This is a genomic window from Hominenteromicrobium mulieris (genome assembly GCF_046197855.1).
Classification (GTDB): domain Bacteria; phylum Bacillota; class Clostridia; order Oscillospirales; family Acutalibacteraceae; genus Hominenteromicrobium; species Hominenteromicrobium mulieris.
In genome coordinates this window covers 945,224-965,420 of sequence record NZ_CP173188.1, presented here as the reverse complement: position 1 = coordinate 965,420, position 20,197 = coordinate 945,224, and the positions used below count along the sequence as shown (strand labels likewise).

The 20,197-nt window shown below is 45.1% G+C and carries 29 protein-coding genes; 1 reads left to right on the top strand and 28 read right to left on the bottom strand.

The genetic code is table 11. The annotated features are described in order from the left end of the window. Nucleotides 1–20 precede the first annotated feature (20 nt). The 14 genes from ACI0CA_RS04610 to ACI0CA_RS04545 form a co-directional block, all read right to left on the bottom strand. Nucleotides 21–479, bottom strand: a complete 459-nt coding sequence (locus ACI0CA_RS04610; protein ID WP_444042734.1) for a VOC family protein — start codon at nucleotides 477–479, stop codon at nucleotides 21–23. Nucleotides 480–506: 27 nt separating this feature from the next. Continuing rightward, nucleotides 507–920: a DUF3788 domain-containing protein gene (locus ACI0CA_RS04605; protein ID WP_015518012.1), complete on the bottom strand. Its 414-nt coding sequence runs from the start codon at nucleotides 918–920 to the stop codon at nucleotides 507–509. Nucleotides 921–948: 28 nt separating this feature from the next. Next, on the bottom strand, nucleotides 949–1,572 hold the full coding sequence (locus tag ACI0CA_RS04600; RefSeq protein ID WP_015518011.1) for a DNA alkylation repair protein: 624 nt from the start codon (nucleotides 1,570–1,572) through the stop codon (nucleotides 949–951). Nucleotides 1,573–1,580: 8 nt separating this feature from the next. Further along, nucleotides 1,581–1,913: a DUF3795 domain-containing protein gene (locus ACI0CA_RS04595; protein ID WP_015518010.1), complete on the bottom strand. Its 333-nt coding sequence runs from the start codon at nucleotides 1,911–1,913 to the stop codon at nucleotides 1,581–1,583. 21 nt (nucleotides 1,914–1,934) lie between these two features. Further along, entirely contained in the window at nucleotides 1,935–2,117 is a 183-nt protein-coding gene (locus ACI0CA_RS04590; RefSeq protein ID WP_015518009.1) for a DUF4177 domain-containing protein, read from the bottom strand. Between the two features lie 28 nt (nucleotides 2,118–2,145). Beyond that, nucleotides 2,146–2,541 (bottom strand): SRPBCC family protein, encoded by a 396-nt coding sequence (locus ACI0CA_RS04585; RefSeq protein ID WP_015518008.1) that lies wholly within the window; start codon nucleotides 2,539–2,541, stop codon nucleotides 2,146–2,148. Between the two features lie 18 nt (nucleotides 2,542–2,559). Next, entirely contained in the window at nucleotides 2,560–3,273 is a 714-nt protein-coding gene (locus ACI0CA_RS04580; protein ID WP_446807057.1) for a flavin reductase family protein, read from the bottom strand. Next, the gene (locus ACI0CA_RS04575; protein WP_055056840.1) at nucleotides 3,236–3,685 is read right to left on the bottom strand and encodes a hypothetical protein; all 450 of its coding nucleotides are present in this window, start codon (nucleotides 3,683–3,685) and stop codon (nucleotides 3,236–3,238) included. Before ACI0CA_RS04575 ends, ACI0CA_RS04580 begins: the two co-directional genes overlap by 38 nt. A gap of 22 nt (nucleotides 3,686–3,707) precedes the next feature. Beyond that, nucleotides 3,708–3,902 carry a hypothetical protein gene (locus tag ACI0CA_RS04570; RefSeq protein ID WP_055056839.1) on the bottom strand — a complete coding sequence of 65 codons (195 nt, stop codon included), beginning with the start codon at nucleotides 3,900–3,902 and terminating at the stop codon, nucleotides 3,708–3,710. Nucleotides 3,903–3,953: 51 nt separating this feature from the next. Continuing rightward, nucleotides 3,954–5,531 (bottom strand): hypothetical protein, encoded by a 1,578-nt coding sequence (locus ACI0CA_RS04565; RefSeq protein WP_196854506.1) that lies wholly within the window; start codon nucleotides 5,529–5,531, stop codon nucleotides 3,954–3,956. Next, complete coding sequence (locus tag ACI0CA_RS04560; RefSeq protein WP_055056837.1) at nucleotides 5,524–6,234, bottom strand: ABC transporter ATP-binding protein; 711 nt, start codon at nucleotides 6,232–6,234, stop codon at nucleotides 5,524–5,526. The genes ACI0CA_RS04565 and ACI0CA_RS04560 overlap by 8 nt, the downstream gene beginning before the upstream one ends. An 11-nt stretch (nucleotides 6,235–6,245) precedes the next feature. Next, nucleotides 6,246–6,665 carry a hypothetical protein gene (locus ACI0CA_RS04555; protein WP_015518003.1) on the bottom strand — a complete coding sequence of 140 codons (420 nt, stop codon included), beginning with the start codon at nucleotides 6,663–6,665 and terminating at the stop codon, nucleotides 6,246–6,248. Then, nucleotides 6,662–6,865: a helix-turn-helix transcriptional regulator gene (locus ACI0CA_RS04550; RefSeq protein ID WP_055056835.1), complete on the bottom strand. Its 204-nt coding sequence runs from the start codon at nucleotides 6,863–6,865 to the stop codon at nucleotides 6,662–6,664. The genes ACI0CA_RS04555 and ACI0CA_RS04550 overlap by 4 nt, the downstream gene beginning before the upstream one ends. A 122-nt stretch (nucleotides 6,866–6,987) precedes the next feature. Beyond that, a complete protein-coding gene (locus ACI0CA_RS04545) occupies nucleotides 6,988–7,461 on the bottom strand; it encodes an SLOG family protein (RefSeq protein WP_015518001.1) in 474 nt (157 codons plus the stop codon). A gap of 143 nt (nucleotides 7,462–7,604) precedes the next feature. Here ACI0CA_RS04545 and ACI0CA_RS04540 point away from each other — a divergent pair, with 143 nt between their 5' ends. Next, nucleotides 7,605–7,937, top strand: a complete 333-nt coding sequence (locus tag ACI0CA_RS04540) for a helix-turn-helix domain-containing protein (RefSeq protein ID WP_021950633.1) — start codon at nucleotides 7,605–7,607, stop codon at nucleotides 7,935–7,937. Nucleotides 7,938–7,998: 61 nt separating this feature from the next. Here the strand turns inward: ACI0CA_RS04540 and ACI0CA_RS04535 are convergent, their stop codons facing one another. From ACI0CA_RS04535 to ACI0CA_RS04470, 14 genes are all read right to left on the bottom strand, one after another. Continuing rightward, nucleotides 7,999–8,718, bottom strand: coding sequence for a hypothetical protein (locus tag ACI0CA_RS04535; protein ID WP_173728728.1), 720 nt, complete (start codon nucleotides 8,716–8,718; stop codon nucleotides 7,999–8,001). After that, a complete protein-coding gene (locus ACI0CA_RS04530) occupies nucleotides 8,711–9,580 on the bottom strand; it encodes an ABC transporter ATP-binding protein (protein WP_173728726.1) in 870 nt (289 codons plus the stop codon). The genes ACI0CA_RS04535 and ACI0CA_RS04530 overlap by 8 nt, the downstream gene beginning before the upstream one ends. Then, the gene (locus ACI0CA_RS04525; protein WP_155219444.1) at nucleotides 9,561–9,944 is read right to left on the bottom strand and encodes a GntR family transcriptional regulator; all 384 of its coding nucleotides are present in this window, start codon (nucleotides 9,942–9,944) and stop codon (nucleotides 9,561–9,563) included. Before ACI0CA_RS04525 ends, ACI0CA_RS04530 begins: the two co-directional genes overlap by 20 nt. A 163-nt stretch (nucleotides 9,945–10,107) precedes the next feature. Further along, complete coding sequence (locus tag ACI0CA_RS04520; RefSeq protein WP_173728724.1) at nucleotides 10,108–11,844, bottom strand: CHAP domain-containing protein; 1,737 nt, start codon at nucleotides 11,842–11,844, stop codon at nucleotides 10,108–10,110. A gap of 118 nt (nucleotides 11,845–11,962) precedes the next feature. Beyond that, entirely contained in the window at nucleotides 11,963–12,313 is a 351-nt protein-coding gene (locus tag ACI0CA_RS04515) for a cysteine-rich VLP domain-containing protein (protein WP_191868113.1), read from the bottom strand. Then, entirely contained in the window at nucleotides 12,285–13,106 is an 822-nt protein-coding gene (srtB, locus tag ACI0CA_RS04510; RefSeq protein ID WP_022278663.1) for a class B sortase, read from the bottom strand. The genes ACI0CA_RS04515 and srtB overlap by 29 nt, the downstream gene beginning before the upstream one ends. A gap of 33 nt (nucleotides 13,107–13,139) precedes the next feature. Beyond that, nucleotides 13,140–15,473 (bottom strand): VirB4-like conjugal transfer ATPase, CD1110 family, encoded by a 2,334-nt coding sequence (locus tag ACI0CA_RS04505; protein WP_022278664.1) that lies wholly within the window; start codon nucleotides 15,471–15,473, stop codon nucleotides 13,140–13,142. Then, nucleotides 15,466–15,831, bottom strand: coding sequence for a PrgI family protein (locus tag ACI0CA_RS04500; RefSeq protein WP_022278665.1), 366 nt, complete (start codon nucleotides 15,829–15,831; stop codon nucleotides 15,466–15,468). Before ACI0CA_RS04500 ends, ACI0CA_RS04505 begins: the two co-directional genes overlap by 8 nt. Further along, entirely contained in the window at nucleotides 15,832–16,002 is a 171-nt protein-coding gene (locus tag ACI0CA_RS04495; RefSeq protein WP_172677203.1) for a hypothetical protein, read from the bottom strand. A gap of 10 nt (nucleotides 16,003–16,012) precedes the next feature. Beyond that, nucleotides 16,013–16,849: a hypothetical protein gene (locus ACI0CA_RS04490; protein WP_022278666.1), complete on the bottom strand. Its 837-nt coding sequence runs from the start codon at nucleotides 16,847–16,849 to the stop codon at nucleotides 16,013–16,015. An 84-nt stretch (nucleotides 16,850–16,933) separates the two neighbouring features. Next, nucleotides 16,934–17,290, bottom strand: coding sequence for a trbC/VIRB2 family (locus ACI0CA_RS04485; protein WP_022278667.1), 357 nt, complete (start codon nucleotides 17,288–17,290; stop codon nucleotides 16,934–16,936). A gap of 15 nt (nucleotides 17,291–17,305) precedes the next feature. Further along, nucleotides 17,306–19,099 (bottom strand): VirD4-like conjugal transfer protein, CD1115 family, encoded by a 1,794-nt coding sequence (locus ACI0CA_RS04480; RefSeq protein WP_022278668.1) that lies wholly within the window; start codon nucleotides 19,097–19,099, stop codon nucleotides 17,306–17,308. Further along, nucleotides 19,086–19,286 (bottom strand): hypothetical protein, encoded by a 201-nt coding sequence (locus tag ACI0CA_RS04475; RefSeq protein WP_022278669.1) that lies wholly within the window; start codon nucleotides 19,284–19,286, stop codon nucleotides 19,086–19,088. Before ACI0CA_RS04475 ends, ACI0CA_RS04480 begins: the two co-directional genes overlap by 14 nt. 15 nt (nucleotides 19,287–19,301) lie before the next feature. Then, nucleotides 19,302–20,192, bottom strand: coding sequence for a hypothetical protein (locus tag ACI0CA_RS04470; RefSeq protein WP_022278670.1), 891 nt, complete (start codon nucleotides 20,190–20,192; stop codon nucleotides 19,302–19,304). Nucleotides 20,193–20,197 lie beyond the last annotated feature (5 nt).

Genomic DNA, 20,197 nt, shown 5'->3' with positions numbered 1-20,197 from the left:
TCCTTTGTCAAAAAATAGCCTTACCGCATACAGGCATTAACAAATTTCATAGGTACATCCATTCGCTTTGCAACCTGTTCCGGCGTCATTCCACTATCCAAAAAGCGCTTGCATACGATCTTCATATTCTCTCCGACTTCGATAATATGCTTATCCGGATCATAGAAGCGAACGACTCGCTGCCCCCAAGAATGTTCCATAATCGGGTGGACATATTCAATATCATATTCCTTCAGCTTATCAGCAAACTTGTCAAAGTCATCTTCCTCAAAATAAAGCTCAAAGTTGTTGCCGCCAAAAGAAATGTCACTTGTACCAATAAATTCCTTATATGTTTCAGCCGTTTGCAGGGCTAAGCCACCTGTCAGTGTCTTATTTGCTCCAAAGTCCATAATGATATGAAGTCCAAAGACTTTTTTATAAAATTCAACTGATCTGTCTATATCGGTCACTACCAACATAGGATTTTTCAACTTCATTCTAATTTTCTCCAAAACACAGTATCGTTATTTCCGATTAGGCTTTCTTTTAATAGCCAACAGTTTCATATAGTCATCGAACTCATAAGTATCAGTCGGCTCAAACATTACCCATTTCCCGTCACGATAAGTTGTTGCTTCATCATATTGCCTGCAAACGGGATCAGAAAGAGTTTCCCTTATCTCCTCAAATTTTACTCTTTCATCTTTTCCAAAGATAATCATAAAACCAAGGCTATTCTTTTTCGCATATAGACTGCAAAGCGTTTTACCGCCTCTGCGGTACTTATATTCATAAACCCAGTTCTTACCGCCTGTATTCCATAGCCGTTCCATATCGTATTTTTCATCAATCGCTGAACACAGCTCTTGCCAGACTGCAAACAAAGGTTGTCCGAGCAATTCAGTCATAGTTGACTGAGTAGGAGTATTTTCAAGCATTGTGTTCCCTCCGCATAACAGTATTTGTTTATGACTTGTTCAGATAAGCACTTGCTAATTTATGTACCTGTTTTATTTCTTTTGACGATAAATCCCATTGCTTCAGTTCATTGGAAACCAGTTCAGGATATTTTTTGCTTATATCTTTCAAAGCATTTCCTATTGATTTTCGTACATACTCGCTTTCATCATCTTTGAGAGAAGATAAAAACTGTATTGCCATCTGCGGATGCTCCTTAAAATAAGGGCGGCTTGTCCAAATTCTCAATCCTTCTGATACAGCTCTCCTTGTATTAGCACAATCACTTTTTAGCCATTCCTTAATAACCGGAATCGCTGTTTCATATCCAATAATTTTGCAGTAATTATCAAATGCCATTGCAAGAATTTCCTGCACCTTCCAGCTTTTGTGCTGACTCACGGTATCTTTCAGAAATGATAATGCGCTTGTATTTTTGCAGGCTGCATATCCTACCAAGAAAACACCGACTTCCTGTATCTGAAAATTTTCCGACTGATATAATTCCAATCCCGTAGCGAAACATTCATCAAGCGAATGCTGCTTGTAATAATTTTCAGCTTCCTTTTTCACGAGTTTTAGACTATCTTTTTCAGGTATAACTTCTTTCAAATGTGCTATGAAATTTTCCATTATGTATATTACCCTTTCAAATTATCCAAAGCAGCCGGATTATTTTCGAGGATTGCCCCAACAGTCGGGCAGGTTTCTAAATCCGGGCAGTCTCCGCAGGTGGAAACACCTTTATTTAACGCACACTTCCGAATCCCGCACAGGCTATCACAAAATACCGTTTTTGCCCCATTCATACGGCAGCCTTCGCAGTTAATATGCTCTGGAAGAATCGGGGCGTTGTTTAACTCTGCCCACAGCTTCGCAGTTTTCTCCCGCAAAGCCTGATCGTCATTGACGGTCGCTATGTATGCGTCGCATTTTTCGCAGTCCAGTCCGCAGTATCCGATCATATCTTTCATAGGTTATACGCCTCCTGTCTATTATTCTTCATCATCAATTTCTCGCTCAAAGATCGAATACTTCCAGTCATCAGTTCCGGAAATCAAACGCCAACCCTGTTTTCCATATTCGTTGAGTTTCTCAATATACCGATCCAGCTTAATATGAACATTAAATGATGGCTCTGCGCTTAAATCAACTGTCATATACTCATACTTCTTCATAACAAACCGCCTTCCTATATATAAGTCTTTATGAAAAATTTTTCATTATATCCGCAACAAACTGTGTCTGCTGCTTTCTCAAATACGATTTCACAAAAGGCTTCAGCAGCCATTTCTTCGCTTTCACTTGTTCCGTAAAATCTATCTCTGTTTCATCGCCTTTGGCAGTGAAAATGCCAGTCCAATGACCTGTCATATTGCTGTTTTCCATATCAAATTCCCATCGTCTGTATGGCTTAACAAGCGTCACGGTAAAGGTCGTAGGGTAGCCGTTTTTGGTATATTCGATAAATTGCTTGTCGCTTATCGCTTCTGTTTTACTCAAGTCGCTTCTCCAAGCAGCGTAATTCTCCGTATTCAACACCAGCTCCCACACTTTTTGAAGTTCGCCGGGGATCAGCGCTTTTATATTTGAAACCGCCATTTTTGCTCTCTCCTTAAATCAGTCGTATTTCTCAATATGCACGGTGGCAATCGCCGACTGATTTGGCTCTCCGGTAACAAGGTCTTGCGGCGCAGGCACGAGCAGCATAAATCCGTCCTTGCCATATCTTAATTCATACCCTTGTGCATACGCTTCTTCCACAGAGATGTGCTGTACCTGTCCGATGACCATAGCCGTAATACCTGCACCGCTTAAATCCTGTATATCTTTCAGGGTACATTCCATCGTGAGAAACGCTTCGCTGATCGCAGGTGCGTGAATGGTTTTGGCGTTGGAAACAGTAAAGCCTCCTGCTGCAAATTCGTCATCGTCCCATTCATTCTGATGAATGGTATTTACCAACCTGTCATAACAGCTTATCGGGAGAAAATTAATGCAAAAGCATTTTTCTCTTTGGATATTGGCATAGGTGTGGGTATGCTGATACAGGTTGCCCATCACAGCGAAAAAAGCGGTCTTATCTCCGTGAAAGCAGCTCCACGAATGAAAGCACACATTCGGTTTCCCGTTCTCTTTCCAAGTCGTGACAGCAAAGAGAACGGTCGGTATTCCTGCTGTTACTTCAAAGTGAGAGAACAGCTCAAATTCTTCCGGATAGGCTGGCTTAAAATACTGGGGAAAATCCTTTTCAATCTCGATCTTCATCATTATGCCTTTCTCTAACCTGAGTAGATTACGACTCATTTGGGATAAAGTATAAGGAATAGCCATCTATATTGATTGGTAGTGTTGGAATCTCTGAGCCATCATAGTATTCCGTAGGAGCTACGGTAGCATAGCCGGTCACTCCATCAATGATAATCTCATAGTCCGTTCCCTTCGGCGTTTTCTGCATTACCTCATAAGTGCCGTTATATGTCTTGCCGTTTGTGGTATCCGTTATCGTGATTTCTCCATCTTTAGCAGTCAAAGTCATATCCACGATTTCAGCGTCAGGATACAGCTCGTCAGCTTCTCCTACGGCAACCACGAGTTCATCCTGATATTGGGTAGCTTCCGTATCATTGCTCATAACCGTTCTCATTTTCCACTCATAATCTTCCATCTTCACGACATCAGCATTGCAAGCAGAGAGAGCGAATACGATGAATGACATCAAAAACACAGATAAAATCTTTTTCATTTCATACCGCCTCCATTTACCGTCACAGCTTCTCTACATCTTCCACATAGATGGAGACTTCGCCGCACTTGGGATAGATTGCTACCTTCGGCTTGCCGATTCTGCCGCCGAACAGCTTATTTTCGTCCGATGACATTACAATTCCGTATCCTGCGCCTTCTACCTTGATGGCGCAGTTTTCTTTCATTTCCGTTCCACATCTGAGACACTTTCTCATAAATAAATCCTCCGTTTCTTTTTATGGATTTCCGGCGGTAAAACCGCCCCGTTATGTTCTCAGCCTAAAGGTTTTCGGCGCAAGGCGGTATACCAAAATGCTGGCGACAATACTGTAAAGCACACAGAAAACAATCGTCATTATTCCAAATATCATAATCGGCATACGCAGCCGCATAAGAGCAAAACAGACGACATAGGTTACTGACAAAACAATCCGATATGTGCCGCTTTTCAGCTCCGTCCCTGCATTGTAAGGCTGGAGCAGATAGTAAATCGTCAGGTAATGAATCGAGAAAAACAGGCTCATACACAGGATGGAAACAACCAGCACTACATAGTTCAGCGGATTGTCCGTCCCTCCGGTGGCAAACAGGATCAGCGCCAGTCCGATACCGATCACGAGCGCCGGAACAGCGTTGATTTTCATAATCTCACGCAGGCGAATCTGAAACAACCGCAGGATAAAGCTCGGCTGCTTATAAAACGAATAGGTCAGCAGGCTGTGATCGCAGTTCATAAAAAGCGCCTGTGTAAAGTTCGTGCCACGGTTGATAGCGTACATTATAAATACAAAGTACGGAAGCCAAGTCATCACGATTTCGTTAATGACGGTTTTTTCTTCGGGCAGCAGATAGACGCCTGCCAGCACGGCGGCGACAAGGAAAGCGCACACATAGGAAATCTTCTTTGTCGAGTTCCAGAGTATCTTTTTATGCCTTTTGATAAACAGCTCATTCAGATACTCGAAGCCCTTGCGGTTGCTGCTAATGGAAGTATCTGCGGATATTTTCTTTTCATTTGCCTGTTTGATAAGCTTTGTCTGTGCCGTGCTGTCCATCTGATTGGTCAATCCGGCTAATAATTCCTTGTTGATTGCGTAATAATCACGGAAGGTAGTGAGCCTTGTGATACTTGCCATACCAAGGGGAATACACGCTAAAAATATAACCATTGGTACGACCGCAGGCAAAGCAAAACCAAAGGCGGGCGGAGCATAGGCTGCGGCTAAAAGCAGGGCGATACAGCACCACACATATTTGGACAGCTTATTTTCGTTGTAGCCAAATCCCCTTTTCTCATAATCCCACAGGGTAACAGCCGCCGCAAACAGCTTCATACCCGCTATGCAAAGGGGCAGGAGCAGACAAAACCACAAAGGTACGCCTCTGTCCATACCGAACAGAATCGTAAAGGGCAAAAAGCCCACAACGACCTTCAGGATGGAGTAGAAATAGTTTACAAGCGTATATTCTCGTGCGTCCATTTTCATCAGGATCATCGCATAATATTTATCCTTTGTCGGATTGAAAAGGTGTGTGTTTACAAAGCTGCCGATTACCGTGAGAATCAGCAGGATATGCAGGAACACCTCATTCTCCGGCAGTCCGTTATAAAGGATACCGATACCGCATACCATCGTGATAAAGTAAAGGAACTTGCCGAGGAATACAGAAACGATTTCCCACAGCACGGACAAAATGTTTGCAAAGATTTTCAGCCCCTTTACCTGATACAGCGTTGCCGGAAGCAGCCGCTTTACGAGCGGTATCTGCTTTAAGGAAAACAGGACACCGTTGACACGGTATGTATTTTTCAGGGAAAAAGATATTTTAAGCGTCTTATTCATTTCCTTCCTCCCTGAGTGCCGCAATGATTTTATCCTTAAATTCCCTGCTGTCCAGATCGGTTTTCTCCACGACCTCCAGTTCGCCGTGATTAAGCAGCACAATCTCATCGCAGAGGTCAAGCGCCAAATCCATAATATGAGTGGAGAAAATGGTAATGCGGTCTTGTTTCAGTGAACGGAGCAGTTGTTTCATTTCTTCCGCCACAACCACATCAAGGGATGTCAAAGGCTCGTCGAGCAGCAGGATATTCGGCTGAGCGATGATATTGATGAGCATTTGCATTTTGTTTTTCATACCGTGGGAGTAGTCCTTGAGCAGTTTATCCCTATCCTCCGGCTCAATACTCATATAATCGAAATACTCGTCAATGCTTTTCGGATTTTTGATAGACTTCTCGTTGATGTCCATAAAGAATTTCAAAAACTCCCTGCCTGTAAGAAACTCCGGCACGGTCGGGGTAGAGAGTACATATCCGATGTCCTCTGCGGACACCTCACGGCGGACGCCGTTTTCATCTTCTATATAGAAATTGCCGCTATCCGCCTTCAAATCCCTGTTCAGGCAGTTAAACAGCGTTGTTTTTCCAGCGCCGTTTCTGCCGAGCAGCCCATAAATTTTCCCTTCATCAAAAGTAAAATCAATATCTCTGAGGACTTCCTTTTTCTCAAAGCTTTTTGACAAATGCTCAATTACAAATTTCATAATATCCTCCGTCACATCTTATGCTGGTAATATGCCATCAAAATAAAATCAAGGATTGTTTTAAGCAGGAAAGCGCCTACAAGAGTAAGAACAATCCATAGTGGTGCGTCGAAAAAAATACATACCCAAGCGCCTGCCATCAGCAGCCAGTGCAGTATCTCGCCGGATATTGCCTGTGCTTTGCTGCGAATGAGCTGATTGCGCTCGTCTTTTTCTTCAATTTCATTGATTTTCATCAAATCAGGATTTTTTGCGCCCCACAGACCGACACACCATTTCGCAATCCCATAGCCGAACAATCCGGCACCTATCCCGATCATCGCTCCGCTTTGCGAATCACTTAAATAGTCCTGTAAAAGAAACTTTGCGATCAGAGCTAAAGCAATGCCGATAATACCGATTGCAAGATACATTCCGGTTTTCTTTTTCATTGCTTTCCCTCCTCGTAAATAAAAATATCTTCAATACTCATATTAAAATACCGTGCAAGCTTAAACGCCAATATAATCGAAGGATTATATCGTCCGTTTTCCAACGAGCCGATAGTCTGCCGAGATACTTCCAGTGCGGCAGCCAGTTCTTCCTGCTTGATTCCCCGTTCTTTCCGGATTTCCTCTAAACGGTTTTTCACGGTGCGCCTCCTTTCTATGGAAAGCCAGCTTTCCATATCTCTATTATAGCAAAGAGGGCGCAAATGTCAAGTATACTTTCCATTCGGAGATGAACTTTTTTCAATCTTCCCATTCTTCACATCTATTGAGCAGCTAAGTTTATCACTTGCACATTGTTTTGCCGAGCATAATTTACCGTATATGCAGTCCCGCCTTTCTCCTGTGTTAAATAGGCTATGCAGACGCTGCTGCCATTTACCAAATGGCGGTTTCTTTTGAACATACAGCCCCGAAAATAGTCGTGAGAAGTATATACTACCTTATCCGCCTGACTTTTGATCTCCTCATAAACCGCTATATCATCTTTGCTCCAGCCTTTTGTCTGTGTGGTACACGGAAGGACTAAAATCAGCTTGATATGCGAATATCGCTTTCTCAAGGATAAAACGCATTGAGCAGCCAGCGTATCAAAGCCCAATGCTCCGCCTGCGCCAAAGTACATATATCCTTCTTCTATCAGTCGAAGCAAGGTGTTTTTTAACCGCTGAGAGAGTTCCGGTATGCTCTCCGGCGGTATTTTTCTATGTCCGGTAAAGCAAGCCGTTTTTCCCCTCATTAAAGTTCACCAGCCAGTTCAAAGCCTAAAAGCACAAAAAATCTAATTATAATACTCATAGTATATCAAAGTCAACAATAAATATCAATAGTCTGTGGAACTACGAAAACAATATTTATAGACTATGAATGGAGGCTGGAACTATGAGTGAAATTGCAAAAACAATCGGACAGCGTGTCCGCAATTATAGAATTGATAAGGGATTGAGCCAAGAGAAGCTTGCTGAGTTATCCGGTTGCCACCCTACTTATATCGGGCAAGTGGAACGAGGGGAAAAGAACGCCACTCTTGAAAGTATCGAAAAGATTGCTTCAGCTATGAATGTCTCGCTTGCTCAGCTTTTTGAGAAGATAGGCGAAAGCAGCACCGACAGCTATCCTATGAAATGTTACGAGCTGGTCGCAGCAAAAAGTAAATCCGAGCAAGAACATCTATATAAGATGTTAGTTGAAATGGATAAATATAAAAATCAATAAAAGCGGAAAAAATATACGGTGTTACCCAAGTGGGTAGCACCGTATTATTTTGGGTATAGTTTTATTTTAATTCTGTACGGCGGATTACAGCATATGAGCCAATTCCAAAAAGAGCTCCGATTATGAGAAATGATAGAATTGGGAAAAACTGATTTATTGTACCATCGCTCATAAATCCTACTGCTCTCATCGTCAATTCCATAGCCTTGCTTACAATTTCATCTGAGAATACAAACTGGAACAACGCCATAACAAGAAGAATGATTCCAGATATTCCAACTCCGATCAAAAGAGAAATTGTTTTTCCAACTCTGTTGATGACTAAAATCGCTAAATAGAAAAGACTGCAAAACATCAAATATAAAGCAGTAAGCCATAACCAGTTTATAAAAATATTTCCGAATCCATAAAGGCTACTGTATAAGGTAAAATAGTTACTGTTGAAGAAATGAAGAGAGTTACCGATTATGGTATCAATAAGTGCCATTGTACCCGCCAGCAATGTAAACATACAAACAGTCGCCCCAAAAATATATTTTCGGGTATATCCATTTTGGAGCAACGCCTTGAAATCTTCTTTGTAGCCTAATACGCCTATAACACTGACAAAAACAACAGAACTGAACTCTAAAGTATTTGAGCCAGTTTCATTTCCTTTAGTACAAATTGCAACAATCGTAAAAATGAGAGCCACTATCAAATATTGGATCAAATAGAAAATTCCTATTGCCTTTACTTTAGTTAAGTATTCATATAAAACCGCAGATTTTAATTTACTCATTTTCGCCGCCACCTTTCTCTGTCATCTTGACAAACAGTTTTTGCAAATTCATTGCCGTAACTTGCAGATTGCTTCCTTGAGGTAAAGCCGTTTTTTCTCCTAATACATAGGCAATTTTCAAGCCGCCCAACTCGTCATATCCGATGACATTCTTGCCTTCACAATAATGGTCAACTTCCTGAGCCACCCCGGAAATGCTATATCCTTTTTCAAGCAGTTCCTCAACCGTTTCCTGAAGAAGAATTTTCCCTTTATCAATCAAGACAACTTCCTCAATAATATTGGAAACTTCCTCTATCAGATGTGTCGCAATAATAAGCGTCCGCTCATTGTTCTCAAATTCTTTAAGGAGCAGGCTGTAAAACAGTTCCCTGTGGTTTGCGTCAAGCCCCAGAACCGGCTCATCAAAGATTACATACGGAACATTCAGTGATAGCGCAATAATCAGCTTGAAAATGGACTGATACCCTTTCGATAACGCCTTAAACCTTTTGTTAATATCAAGATTGAACTTTTTGGAAAGTTCAAAGGCTTTATCCAGATCAAAATCGTTATAAAAACGATTTGTCCACTTGAAATGATCCTTAACCTTCAAATCTCTGTCATATAAATCCGCTTCACTCATGCAAAAAATCTTTTCGTGGACACCCATATTTTCTTTTGCAGGAATACCATCAATCAGGACTTCGCCCTGATCTGCAAAAATCCGGTTTGCGATAATATTGATAAGGGTAGATTTTCCTGCCCCGTTTCTTCCTAAAAACCCATATATTCTCCCGAACTCAAAGGAAAAAGAAATATCGTCAAGCGCTGTGACATCTTTATAGCGTTTCGTTATATTTTTAATTTGAATGGCATTCATTGTCATAACCCCTTTCTATCAAAGAAATAATATCCTCTTTAGACATTTGCAGCTTCAATGCTTCGCTTATTAAAGTCGAAACATACTGCTCATAAAACTGACTTTGCCGTTTTTGTCGAATTTTTTCGACTGCACCTTCTTTCACAAACATTCCAAGACCTCTTTTCTTGTAGATGATTCCCCCGTCAACCAGCACATTCATTCCTTTTAGAACAGTATGTGGATTGATACTGAGCAGCGCAGAAATTTCATTTGTCGATGGGATTTGTGTTTCTTCAGGAAAAGCACCAGTAAATATAGAATCTTCAAGCTGCTCTGCGATCTGAAGAAAGATCGGTTTATCTATATTCGGATTTACATTCAATCATAGCACCTCCTACACCTGCTTGTTTGTCTGTTAGTTGAGTAACTAACTATCTTACAAGCAAAGTATACCCACTGAGATTCTATTTGTCAATACCTTTTTGCGAATTTTTATGTAATTAAGCCGCCTGCATTTAAGCAAGCGGCTCGTTTTTGCCCTCCGATCAATAGGCAGGTGCACCGTAGCCGAGTATTTCGTAATACCCAACCGGATAACTATTCTGACGAACAGAATCCCCGGAGTTGCCCTCGACCGTGTAAACTCTGCCGTTTTCTACTTTTTGGACGATACCCGTATGGTCGGATAATCCGTCCTGACCGCTTTCGTCCGCCCAATCGAAGAAGATAATCATACCCGGCGTAGGCTCGGCGCTGTTATCCAGCCATTGCCCTCTGTCCTTAAACCATTGTACGCCGTTGACGCAGCCTGCGTATTTCGGAATTACACCAGCGTCAATATACCCGCATTCATTAGCGCACCACGAAACGAAGCAAGCGCACCACTCTACACGGGAATTAAAACCGTACCAAGACCAGTACGGATCGCCGCCCATTGTTCCGATTTGGGAAAGCGCAACGGTTACGATCTGATCGTCTGTCCCCGTAATCCCGTAAAGCACCTGCGACCACAGCGAATTGTTTTCATCGGCAAGCAGCTCTGCAAGATACTCTTTCTGTTCCTCGTTAAATCCATACTGCGCCGCCATCTCATCGGCGGTCTTATGGCTGACCGTGATATACAGATAGGTTTGCGTGACCGTGCTTTCCGTCTCCACGATATTTCCGTGACCGTCATCGGTTTCGGTAATGACCGTCTCGGTTTTGGTGTCGGTGCTGGAGCTTATTTCGTTCATCTCCCAAAAGATGTCCGTGAGAAGCTGCTTTTTCGATTCGTCCATCGTTGCGACCTCTTGGGGATTATCCGGATCGGTGTTGACCTTGACCGAGTATACCGCAAGCACCTCTTTCCAAACGGCACGGCTACCGCTCATTTCAAGGACATCATAGGATACCGAGCTTTTCTCCTCTTGCAGTTTGGTATTGTATTCGGTATTGATTTCCTGCACAACGGTCTGCATACTCATACCCGTGCCGGAATCCTCGCCTGAGAAAAAGATACCGAACACTGATCCGAGAAGCATACCGATCAGGCAAATCACAATAATGACCAAAACCGCTATCCAGCCGCCTGCGGCGATTGCGGCGATCAACGCTTTTGTTCCGGCGATAATCGCCTTGACCGCAAGCGCTATCGCTTTTGCGATTGCTTTCGCCGTAATAACGGCGGCACGAGCCGCCGCCCGTGCCGCCTGAACTGCCCTTTGAGAAGCCTTGACCGTAGCCTGCGCTGTTTTCTGCGCCGCCTTTGCGGTACGCTGTGCTGTCTTGACGGTCGTTTTAGCGGTGCGCTCTGCGGTTTTTACCGTTTTCTGCGCTGTTTTCGCCGAGCCTTTCCCAACCGTCTTAATCGTCTTTTTTCCTGCGGAACGGACAGACTCTTTTACTGCCTTCTTCGGCTGTTCCACCGCCTTGATACCCTGACCGACGCCTTTTCGTGGAGTTGCCGCCTGCGCCTGTTTTTGAAGCGACTGCGCCGCCCGCTTTTCCTTGAATTTCTGAATACCGTCCTTTGCCTTGACGATATTCTGCTTTGTCGCCTGAACGCCCTTGCGCCCCTGCTTGTCAAATTGGTGTACGGCTTCGTGGGAAACTCGGTCGGTACCGCTTTCCAAACGGTTGGAAGCGTATTCCTCCGCACTGCTTTCAGGGACATCAACGGAGTGTTCCGCTTTTTCTTTAGTCTGGATAAAGGTGGATTTCATACGCTCGGCGGCAACCGCCGATTTGTCAATCGTTTTGATCGTGCCTTTCGCTATATCCCTTGTCTTAATATCCGGCATAGAAAACCTCCTTTCCAAGCGCCTGTGGACGCTTTGAAGTAAAAAAAGAGGGGAAAAGGTATCAACACCTTGCCCCTCAAAGTACGAGGGCTGAAAAGCCGCTTAAATCAAGGACTTTTTACCCTCTATTTTTCGATTCTGTGCGCTTTTTCCTTGCGTACTCTGCCTGCTGCCTTTTGTATGCGATACCGGCGCATTTCTCACAATACTTTTTCCTGTTGCCACGCTTGATAATCGGAGCGCCGCAGGAAACGCACCTGTCAGGGTGCGTTCCAAGTATCTCCGCTTCCAGCGCCGGATCTGCCGGAAGTACCGCATTGCGGAAATACCTGCATAAAAACGAGTAGGATATACTCTGTACGCAGACGCAGCCTTCCCCTTCATCAAGAAGCAGGCAGTTCCCGTCATCATAATTAGCGCACAGCTTCTTTATCAGGGCATTAGCTCGGTATCTCTGCCGCCCCGTCATTTGCGGGAGCATTTGCACCACTGCTTTCTGTTACTTTTTTCGCCACAACGACAATCCTTCCGTTTGTACGGGAGTATTCACAGGTGGAAAGCGTGATCAGCTTGTCGCCGTACTCCGCCGATACGCCCGTGTCGTAAAGGGAAAGCTCTTTGCACTTATCAATATAAGCGTCAAACTCCTCCGGCGACTGAGCGTCCGTAAAGCGGTAATATTTGAAGGCTTCAGGGCTGTCGGTGTAGACAACGGTTTTGAAAACCGCAAGGATTTCATACTCATTTTTCTCTGTCAGGGTGTTAAAGGCAATCGTTTTATGTCCCCGCCAGAAATCCTCGTCCTTGAATTTTTCAAAGTCGGCGAACATCGAGCCGTTGTTCATATGATGACCGTAGATCACTAAATTGTCCGAAGGCTTTAGGACATCACAATCCTCCTGCACATACGGGCAGCCGTAAGAACTGTATTCTTTATCAAATCCACGCTTTAGATAGTAGTTCGGGTTATCCACCGTCTGCATAACTGGATAATTGATGTTCGTATCCTCCACGCAAATCCAACCGACCAAATCATTGTTTTGACGGTACAACTCGGTAAGCTCCGGCAGTATCGTCTTATCTTCCGAATAGATGATCGGCTCGGCAGGCTCGGTTTCGCTGTCCTCTACGAGCTGTACGAGGGAATCGTACAGCTGTTCCTGATGTTCCGCCTCCCTGTAATGGTCAATAATGAAATAACTGCTGACGCCGAGCAGGACGGTAAACGCCGTCATCAACGCAATACAAATCTTTTTTCTCATTGCCATATCCTTTCTGAAACAAGGGGCGGGAGCTTATGCGCTCTCGCCCGGTTTTGTTGTCATCAGCTTATACAGCTTCGTATTTTTCGGGAATTTATTTGCGAACGGTACAAGGGAGCTGCCCACCTTGATAAGCCCGTGTCCGGCTTCCACATTCGTAATATACGACATCTGAAGGTCGGAGATATTTAAGAGCTTCGCCAGCTCCAGCCTGTCCGTGGAAGCCTGATTGAGCATAATGATAAATTCGGAGTTTGCGAGCATTGTCCTTGCCGTATGGCTCTGCAAAAGGTCGTCCACATTCTGCGTAATACCCGTAGCATAAGCGCCGTATTTACGCACACGCTTCCAAAGGGTAAAAAGGAAGTTAGCAGAATACTCGTGCTGGAACAGCAGATAGATTTCATCAATAAAGATGAAGGTGTTTCTGCCTTTCGCCCTGTTCTGCGTAATGCGGTTTAAGATAGAGTCGAGAACGACCAGCATACCAATCGGCATAAGCTGCTTGCCGAGGTCTAAAATGTCATAGCAGATCAGGCGGTTATTGGTATCTACATTCGTGTGCTTTGCAAAGGTGTTCAAGCTGCCGTTGGTAAACAGCTCGATGGCAAGGGCGATTTCCTTTGCCTCTGGCTCGTCCTGTTTCAGAAGCTCCGCCCTGAAATCCTGCAAGGTCGGCACTTCGCCCTGATAGTTATTCTGCTGATAGGTGCGGTACACGCTGGCGGTGCAGCGGTCGATAATGGATTTCTGCTTTGCACCAAGATTGCTTCCGCCGATGAGCTGCTCACACAGGGACATAATAAACTCCGACTTCAAAATAACCGGATTCGCCCCGTCGCCGTATTCCTTCGTCATATCCATAGCGTTGATATGATTTTGAGAAGTAGCGGAGATATGGATAACCTCGCCGCCGAGCGCCTTCACAAGCTGTGAATATTCCCGCTCCGGATCAATGATGATAACATCGGAATCTGAGGAAAGAATCACATTCTCGATCTCGCCCTTTGCGGCAAAGGACTTACCGCCGCCCGATACGCCGAGAATAAAGGAATTACCGTTAAGGAGCTGCTTGCGGTCGGCGATAATCATATTCTTGCTGATAACATTCTGCCCGTAGTAGATACCGTTCTCGTGAAAAATATCCTGCACTCGAAACGGGATAAACACGGCAAGGCTTTCGGTCGTAAGGGTACGGAAGGTATCAATCTTCCGCACGCCAAACGGCATAACCGTATTCAGCCCGTCCACCTGCTGAAATTTCAACACGCCGAACTGACAAAGGTGCTTTCTCGCCGTGGTAAGCAGTGCTTCCGTGTCGTTATCAAGCTGTTCTTTGGAATCCGCCGTATGCACAAAGGTAATCACGGCAAACATCATTCTCTGATCCCTCGTCGTTAAATCATCGAGAAATTCTTTCATTTCCTTTTTCTGCTGTTCCATATCGTAAGGGACAGTCGCCGAAAAGTTATTGTTGGAGTTCTGCCGCCTCTGCCAGTTGGTAATATTCGTCTCAACGCCAAGCAGACGGTTTTCCGCTTCCCGTACCGCTTCGTCTGTCGGCACGGGAACGACATCAATCGACATCATCAGATTGCGGTTGAGATCTGTCAGCTCCGCCACCATACTGTCCTTGATATAAGAAGCGTACTCACGCAAAAAAAGGACTCTCCCGTAACGGTCGCCCATTTTGAAGTAGTCCTTTTCAAATTCCATTGAGTCGGGACAGATATAGTCCTTGAAGCTGTGTCCCTTTTTGCGGGTTTCCTTTATATCAAAGTGGAAAGAGGATTCCTCGCCCACACGGTAAAAGTCGTGGAAGATACGCAGCCTTTCATCGGTTTCCAACTCCACGCACTGGCTGCCGAGCCTGCCGAAGTGAGCGATCAAGTCAGCGCCCACACGGGCAAAATAATTCCTTGCGTCCTCAATATTCTTCTTGTTGACGGAAATCGTCATATACTTATCCTGCACGATGGCGTTTGCGCCTGTCGCTTTCTCCAAAAGGATTTTATTATACTCCTCACGGTATTCATCAAGGCTGTCGCCTTTCATCGGGATAAGAATGTTGTTCTCAAAGTCCAGCCGATTTAAACGGCGGTTGTTGATTGTGATTTTTGTCGTTGCTCCGGAGTCGAGGGAATTGAGCAGTTCCGAGTATTCAAGGAACATTGCTTCCTTGTCCTCACGGCTGGCAACCGCATAGTTAATATCAGAAAATTTATAGGTCTTGGAAAACTTGTCTTTTCCAGTCTGAAAGATACCGTCGTCATAAATGGCGGTAATGGGGATCACATCCTGAACGCCCTTCGGCACAACAAACTTTTCTTTTTCCTGTTTGCGGAGATTGGTAAGTGTTTTAATCATTCGATTTCATAGCCTCCTTTGCTTTTGCTTCGATACTCGGCTTGAACAGCTCGCAGTAGGTATTCGTTGAACGGAAAGTGAGCTTTTTCGGCATTAAGAACTCCGATTTAATCCACGCATAAATGAATTTCTCTGCGGTCATTCCGTTATATTTAACAAAACCAAGAGCCGCAAAGGGGGCGGCTCCCAAAATGCACATCCACGATACGGTTTCCGTGCCGACATAGGGCTTGAGCAAGAAATAGATACCTACCGCCACTACGCAGGCACAGGCAGAAAAAATGAACTGCCGCAGTGACAGTCCAAAAAACATCGCTTCTGTGTAATTCCTGATTTCTCTATTGATTTTGACTTCCATTTAGGAACTCCTTTCTTTTCGTTTTTGTGCCTGCCGGATTTCATCGGCGCAGACACATTCGTCCGCAAGGCAAGTAACTTTGCCTTTCCGCCGCCCTCCGTAATACAGGCAATATCTGCAATCGCAGTCCGCAAGGGTGTAGCCCTTGAATTTGTTGTATATTCGTTTCATTCTGTTCTCCTTACAGCCCCATCATCTCACGGATAATCCGGTCAGACATTCGCACTGAGCCGACCAAAACGAGCATATTAAAGAGCAGCTCGCCGATATAAGCCCATACCTGCGTAACTGCTGCCGCATTTGGATCGACCACAGGCGGGGAAGAAGCGAACAGTGAGAAGATAATGCAGGCTAAAACAATCACTGCCCCTTCAAGACACACGGCGCAGTAGCTTTTGATAAACGATTTACCTACATTCTGACTCGGTTCTCCCGCAAAGGTGGAAAGCGGAATCGGGGCGAGCGCTGTATACATATATAATTTAAAAAATCTCCCATACACCGTCATAATGAGCAGGAATGACATTATTGTGATGAATAAGCCGCCGATAAGTGTAACCGCCCATAACGGGATACTCTCGAAAAAGCCGCAGCTTTCTATGGTGTCAATCATTTCCTGCGGCAAGGTTGTCTGCTGTGCCGAGGTAAATCCGGCTGCGGTCATAATTGTGCCGATTGTACCCTGAACAATATTGAAAAGGGCAAGCATTAGCTCCATACCATAAGTAATCGCTGCTTTTGCAATAGCAAATCGGATAAAAAGCTTTACAGCGTGTTCTGGTTTTTTTACCTCAGCAAAACTGCCGCAAGTACGCACCATACCGACCACAAAAAACAGCACCAAAAGCGCAAGCCCTATCGCCTGCACTGCGCCGTTGATATTGACAATGACCGCCCATATCCCGCCGCCTTTGAAGTTCTGCGGCGTAGTCGTAATAAGCTGCCATATCTCAGCGAGTTTTTCATTCCAAGTTTCGAGGGCGTTCTGGAGATTCTGAACTACCCAGTTATCACTCAATTTTGTAGCACCTCCTTAAAAAGAAAAATGGGGCGTTCCTGAAAAACAATCCAGAAACGCCCCTGAGCGTCGTTTGCGTAAGGGTTAGCCCGTAATCAGAGTGAGGATTTCTTTCGCAAAAACGATAATGATACCGCCCGCCAGCGTCAGAAATCCGTTCGCACGCTGCGAGGGATCGTGGGATTTCAGGGAAAGTCCTACCTGAACGATACCAAAACCGAGCAGGATCAGACCAATCGCACGGATAAAGCCGAAGATGAAATCGGACAGGTTGTTGACAACGGTAAGCGGATCGCCTGCGGCGAAAGCCGTTGTAGACATCGCAAAAATAGCAGTCAGGCTTAAAACCGCCGCACAGTAATAACGAAAGCCTTTCTTTACCTTTCCGGTCATCGGCAGTTTGCGGGTTTCTTTCTTCTGAGTCTTATGAAAAATATTCATTCTGTTTTCCTCCAATCAATTTGATAAGTTCTCAAAGTCCTCATCGGACAACAGCTCGTAAGTCGTTTCCGAAAGCTCCATTTCGGGAACGCTGTCGAGATCAACATATAGAGTTTCAATCGTCGCCACATTTTTTGTGACTTCGCCGTGCTGATACACGCCACCTTTCCCGTCTGCGGTATATGCCACATTCGGGTGTTTCAAAATGTCGTACTTCAAATCCATTACCGGAAGCTCGCCACGGATAAACAAAATAGCGTAGCGGTTGTCAAGCATTCTCACTTCATCAGGGGTAAGCAGCTCACGACCGGAAATCTGATAATTGGTCGAGTAGTTTCCGCTCCGCCCCTCGCTTTTCCCGTAGGTGTTCGTATCAATCGTTTCCTTGCCTAAAAGCTCGGACACATACTTGTGCGTACTCTGCTCATTGCCGCCGAGATAGAGAAATTCATCGCAGTTGCCTACGATGGATTCCCATTGCTTTTCAAAAAGGGCTTTGAGCTGTGCCAGATTTTGCAGGATAATAGATACCGACACGCCTCTTGAACGCATAACAGATAGTATCTTGTCAAAATCGTCGGGCAGCGAAACATTCGCAAATTCGTCCATCAGGAAATGGACGGGTATGGGCAAACTGCCGCCGTGAATATGGTCGGCAGAATAAAAGAGCTGCTGGAAAAGCTGCGTATAAAGGATACTGACGAGGAAATTAAAGCTCGAATCATTATCCGGTATCAGCGCAAACAGCGCCGTTTTCTTCTCGCCCATTGAAGCAAGGTCAAGCTCATCGGCGGAAGTCAGCGCCGCTAAGCTTTCAAGATTGAATTTCTCCAATCTTGCGGCAAGGGTAATCTGAATGGATTTGAGCGTCTTTGCCGAACCGGAATGGTAGGAACGATAGTATTTCAGGGCAATGTGGTCGGGATTATCCATTTCCAAATCGGCAAACAGATTATCGAGGGGAGAAGGTCTGTTGTCCTCCTCGTCCTCAATCGCCGCCGCCCTGAGCATTTCCATTACCATTGCAAAATTCTGTTCCTCCTCCGGTGCTTCGTAGTGCAAATAAAAAATAAGGGCGAGTAAAAGCATACTCGCCGCAGTATCCCAAAAAGGATCATTGGATTGAGAGCCTTTCGGGGTGGTACTCTTAAAAAGGTTGGTCACAAGGCGCTGAATATCGTTGTCGTTTCTGAGATAGACAAACGGGTTGTAGCAATGGCTTTTCTCCATTGAAATCAAGTCCAGCACCTTGATCTCATAGCCTGCTTTTTCAAGCAGATTGCCGACATCACGCAGAATTTCCCCTTTTGGATCTAAAATTACCTGAGAGGAATTGCTTGTCTGCATTAAATTCGGCTTGCAATAGAATCTTGTCTTGCCTGCGCCGGAGCCGCCGCACACCAGAGTATTCAGATTCCTCCGGTGCTTTTTCGCATTGAGTCCGATTCGGACATTCTGCGTCATCAGCTTATTTTCCGAGGGCGGGCTTTGACGGTACTTTTTGTCAATGGCTTTTGCGCTGCCCCATTTCGCTGAGCCGTGTTCCTCACGCCTGCGGTAGTTCCTCCGTGTGGACAAATAAATTCCAATCCCCATTCCGTAGAGCAAAAGCAAAACGAGGACAGTTTTTAAGCTGTCCCCGCAAAGCTCGATATGGAACGGATCATTGAATGCCGTCAAAAGGCTCGGCAGTATCTCCGGCAGACCGCCCTTGACGGACGGTGCTATCAATAAGCCGAGCCACACAACGGGAAGAATCCCAATAACCGCAAGGATAATCGCAGACTGCTTGTTGCTATCTCGATTCACGGCAGGATTCCTTTTCTACCACTTTGAACTTGCGTCTTGGGGCGTGACCGATTTTAATAATCAGATCGTCTACGGCGTCGGTGGACTTGCCCTCTTTTTTGAGGTCGGTCTTTTTATCGTTCAGGGAACGGATTACAACACCGTGTTCATAATCGTCCAAAGCGATATGGTAGAGTTCTTCTTTCATCGCAGCTACCTCCGATTATCTCTCCTGTTCCTTTGAGCGCTCCGCCCGCTGGCGGTACAGCTCGTCGGAAACACGGGCGGTAATTTCCTTAAACGCCTTCTGCGTCTTGCCGAGTTCAGCTTTAATTTCTTTCGGCTCTTTGTTTTTCAGTTCGTCGGGGATACGGTCAATCGCAAAGTTCTGCGTATCGACGCCGTATTTCTTACAGAGCATATATCCAATGCACACCGCCTGAAATCCCATATCCCTGCGGCTGTAGTATACCTCGCTGTTCATAGAAAGCTCGGCGTGACCGAGTTCCTGAGCGACGCACTGGCAGAGGGCAACGCTGTCGCCGATGTCCCGCTTCACATAAAGCGTCTGATCTTCATTTTTATAAAAAGCGCCCATATCGGGATAAGGCAGCTCATTGGTGCTTTCAATGTTGATCGGGGCGCTGTCGAGCATAACCGCCACCAGCTTTCTCGGATCACGGTTAGCGGTCGGGGCGGCGGGGCGCTTGCCGTTGGTCTGCGAAACATCCAGCACTCTTTTCAAGTTGAAATCAATGCCGATTGTCCCGTCTTTCTTTGTGTACTCATACGGATCAAGGATAATAAAGGTCTTGGAGCCTTTATTGACCTTTACGCCCTCAGCCGCCCAATCGTCAAATTCCTTGATCTGGCTTGCCTGCGGGAATTGCTTATACATCAGCAGCGCATTGTTCGCCGTGTACCTGTCCATACGGCTCTGCACATCAAGGTAGGCTTTGAATTTTTCCGGCGACTGCACCACTTCCAAAGCGGTATTGTCGAGCAGTTGATAAATGGCTTCTTTCTCCGCCTTTTTCTTGGCGGCGTATTCCTCCGGCGAAAGTCTCGGCGGTCTTGCGCCGCTACTTTGCTTATTCTTAAAATCGTTGGTCATATCTT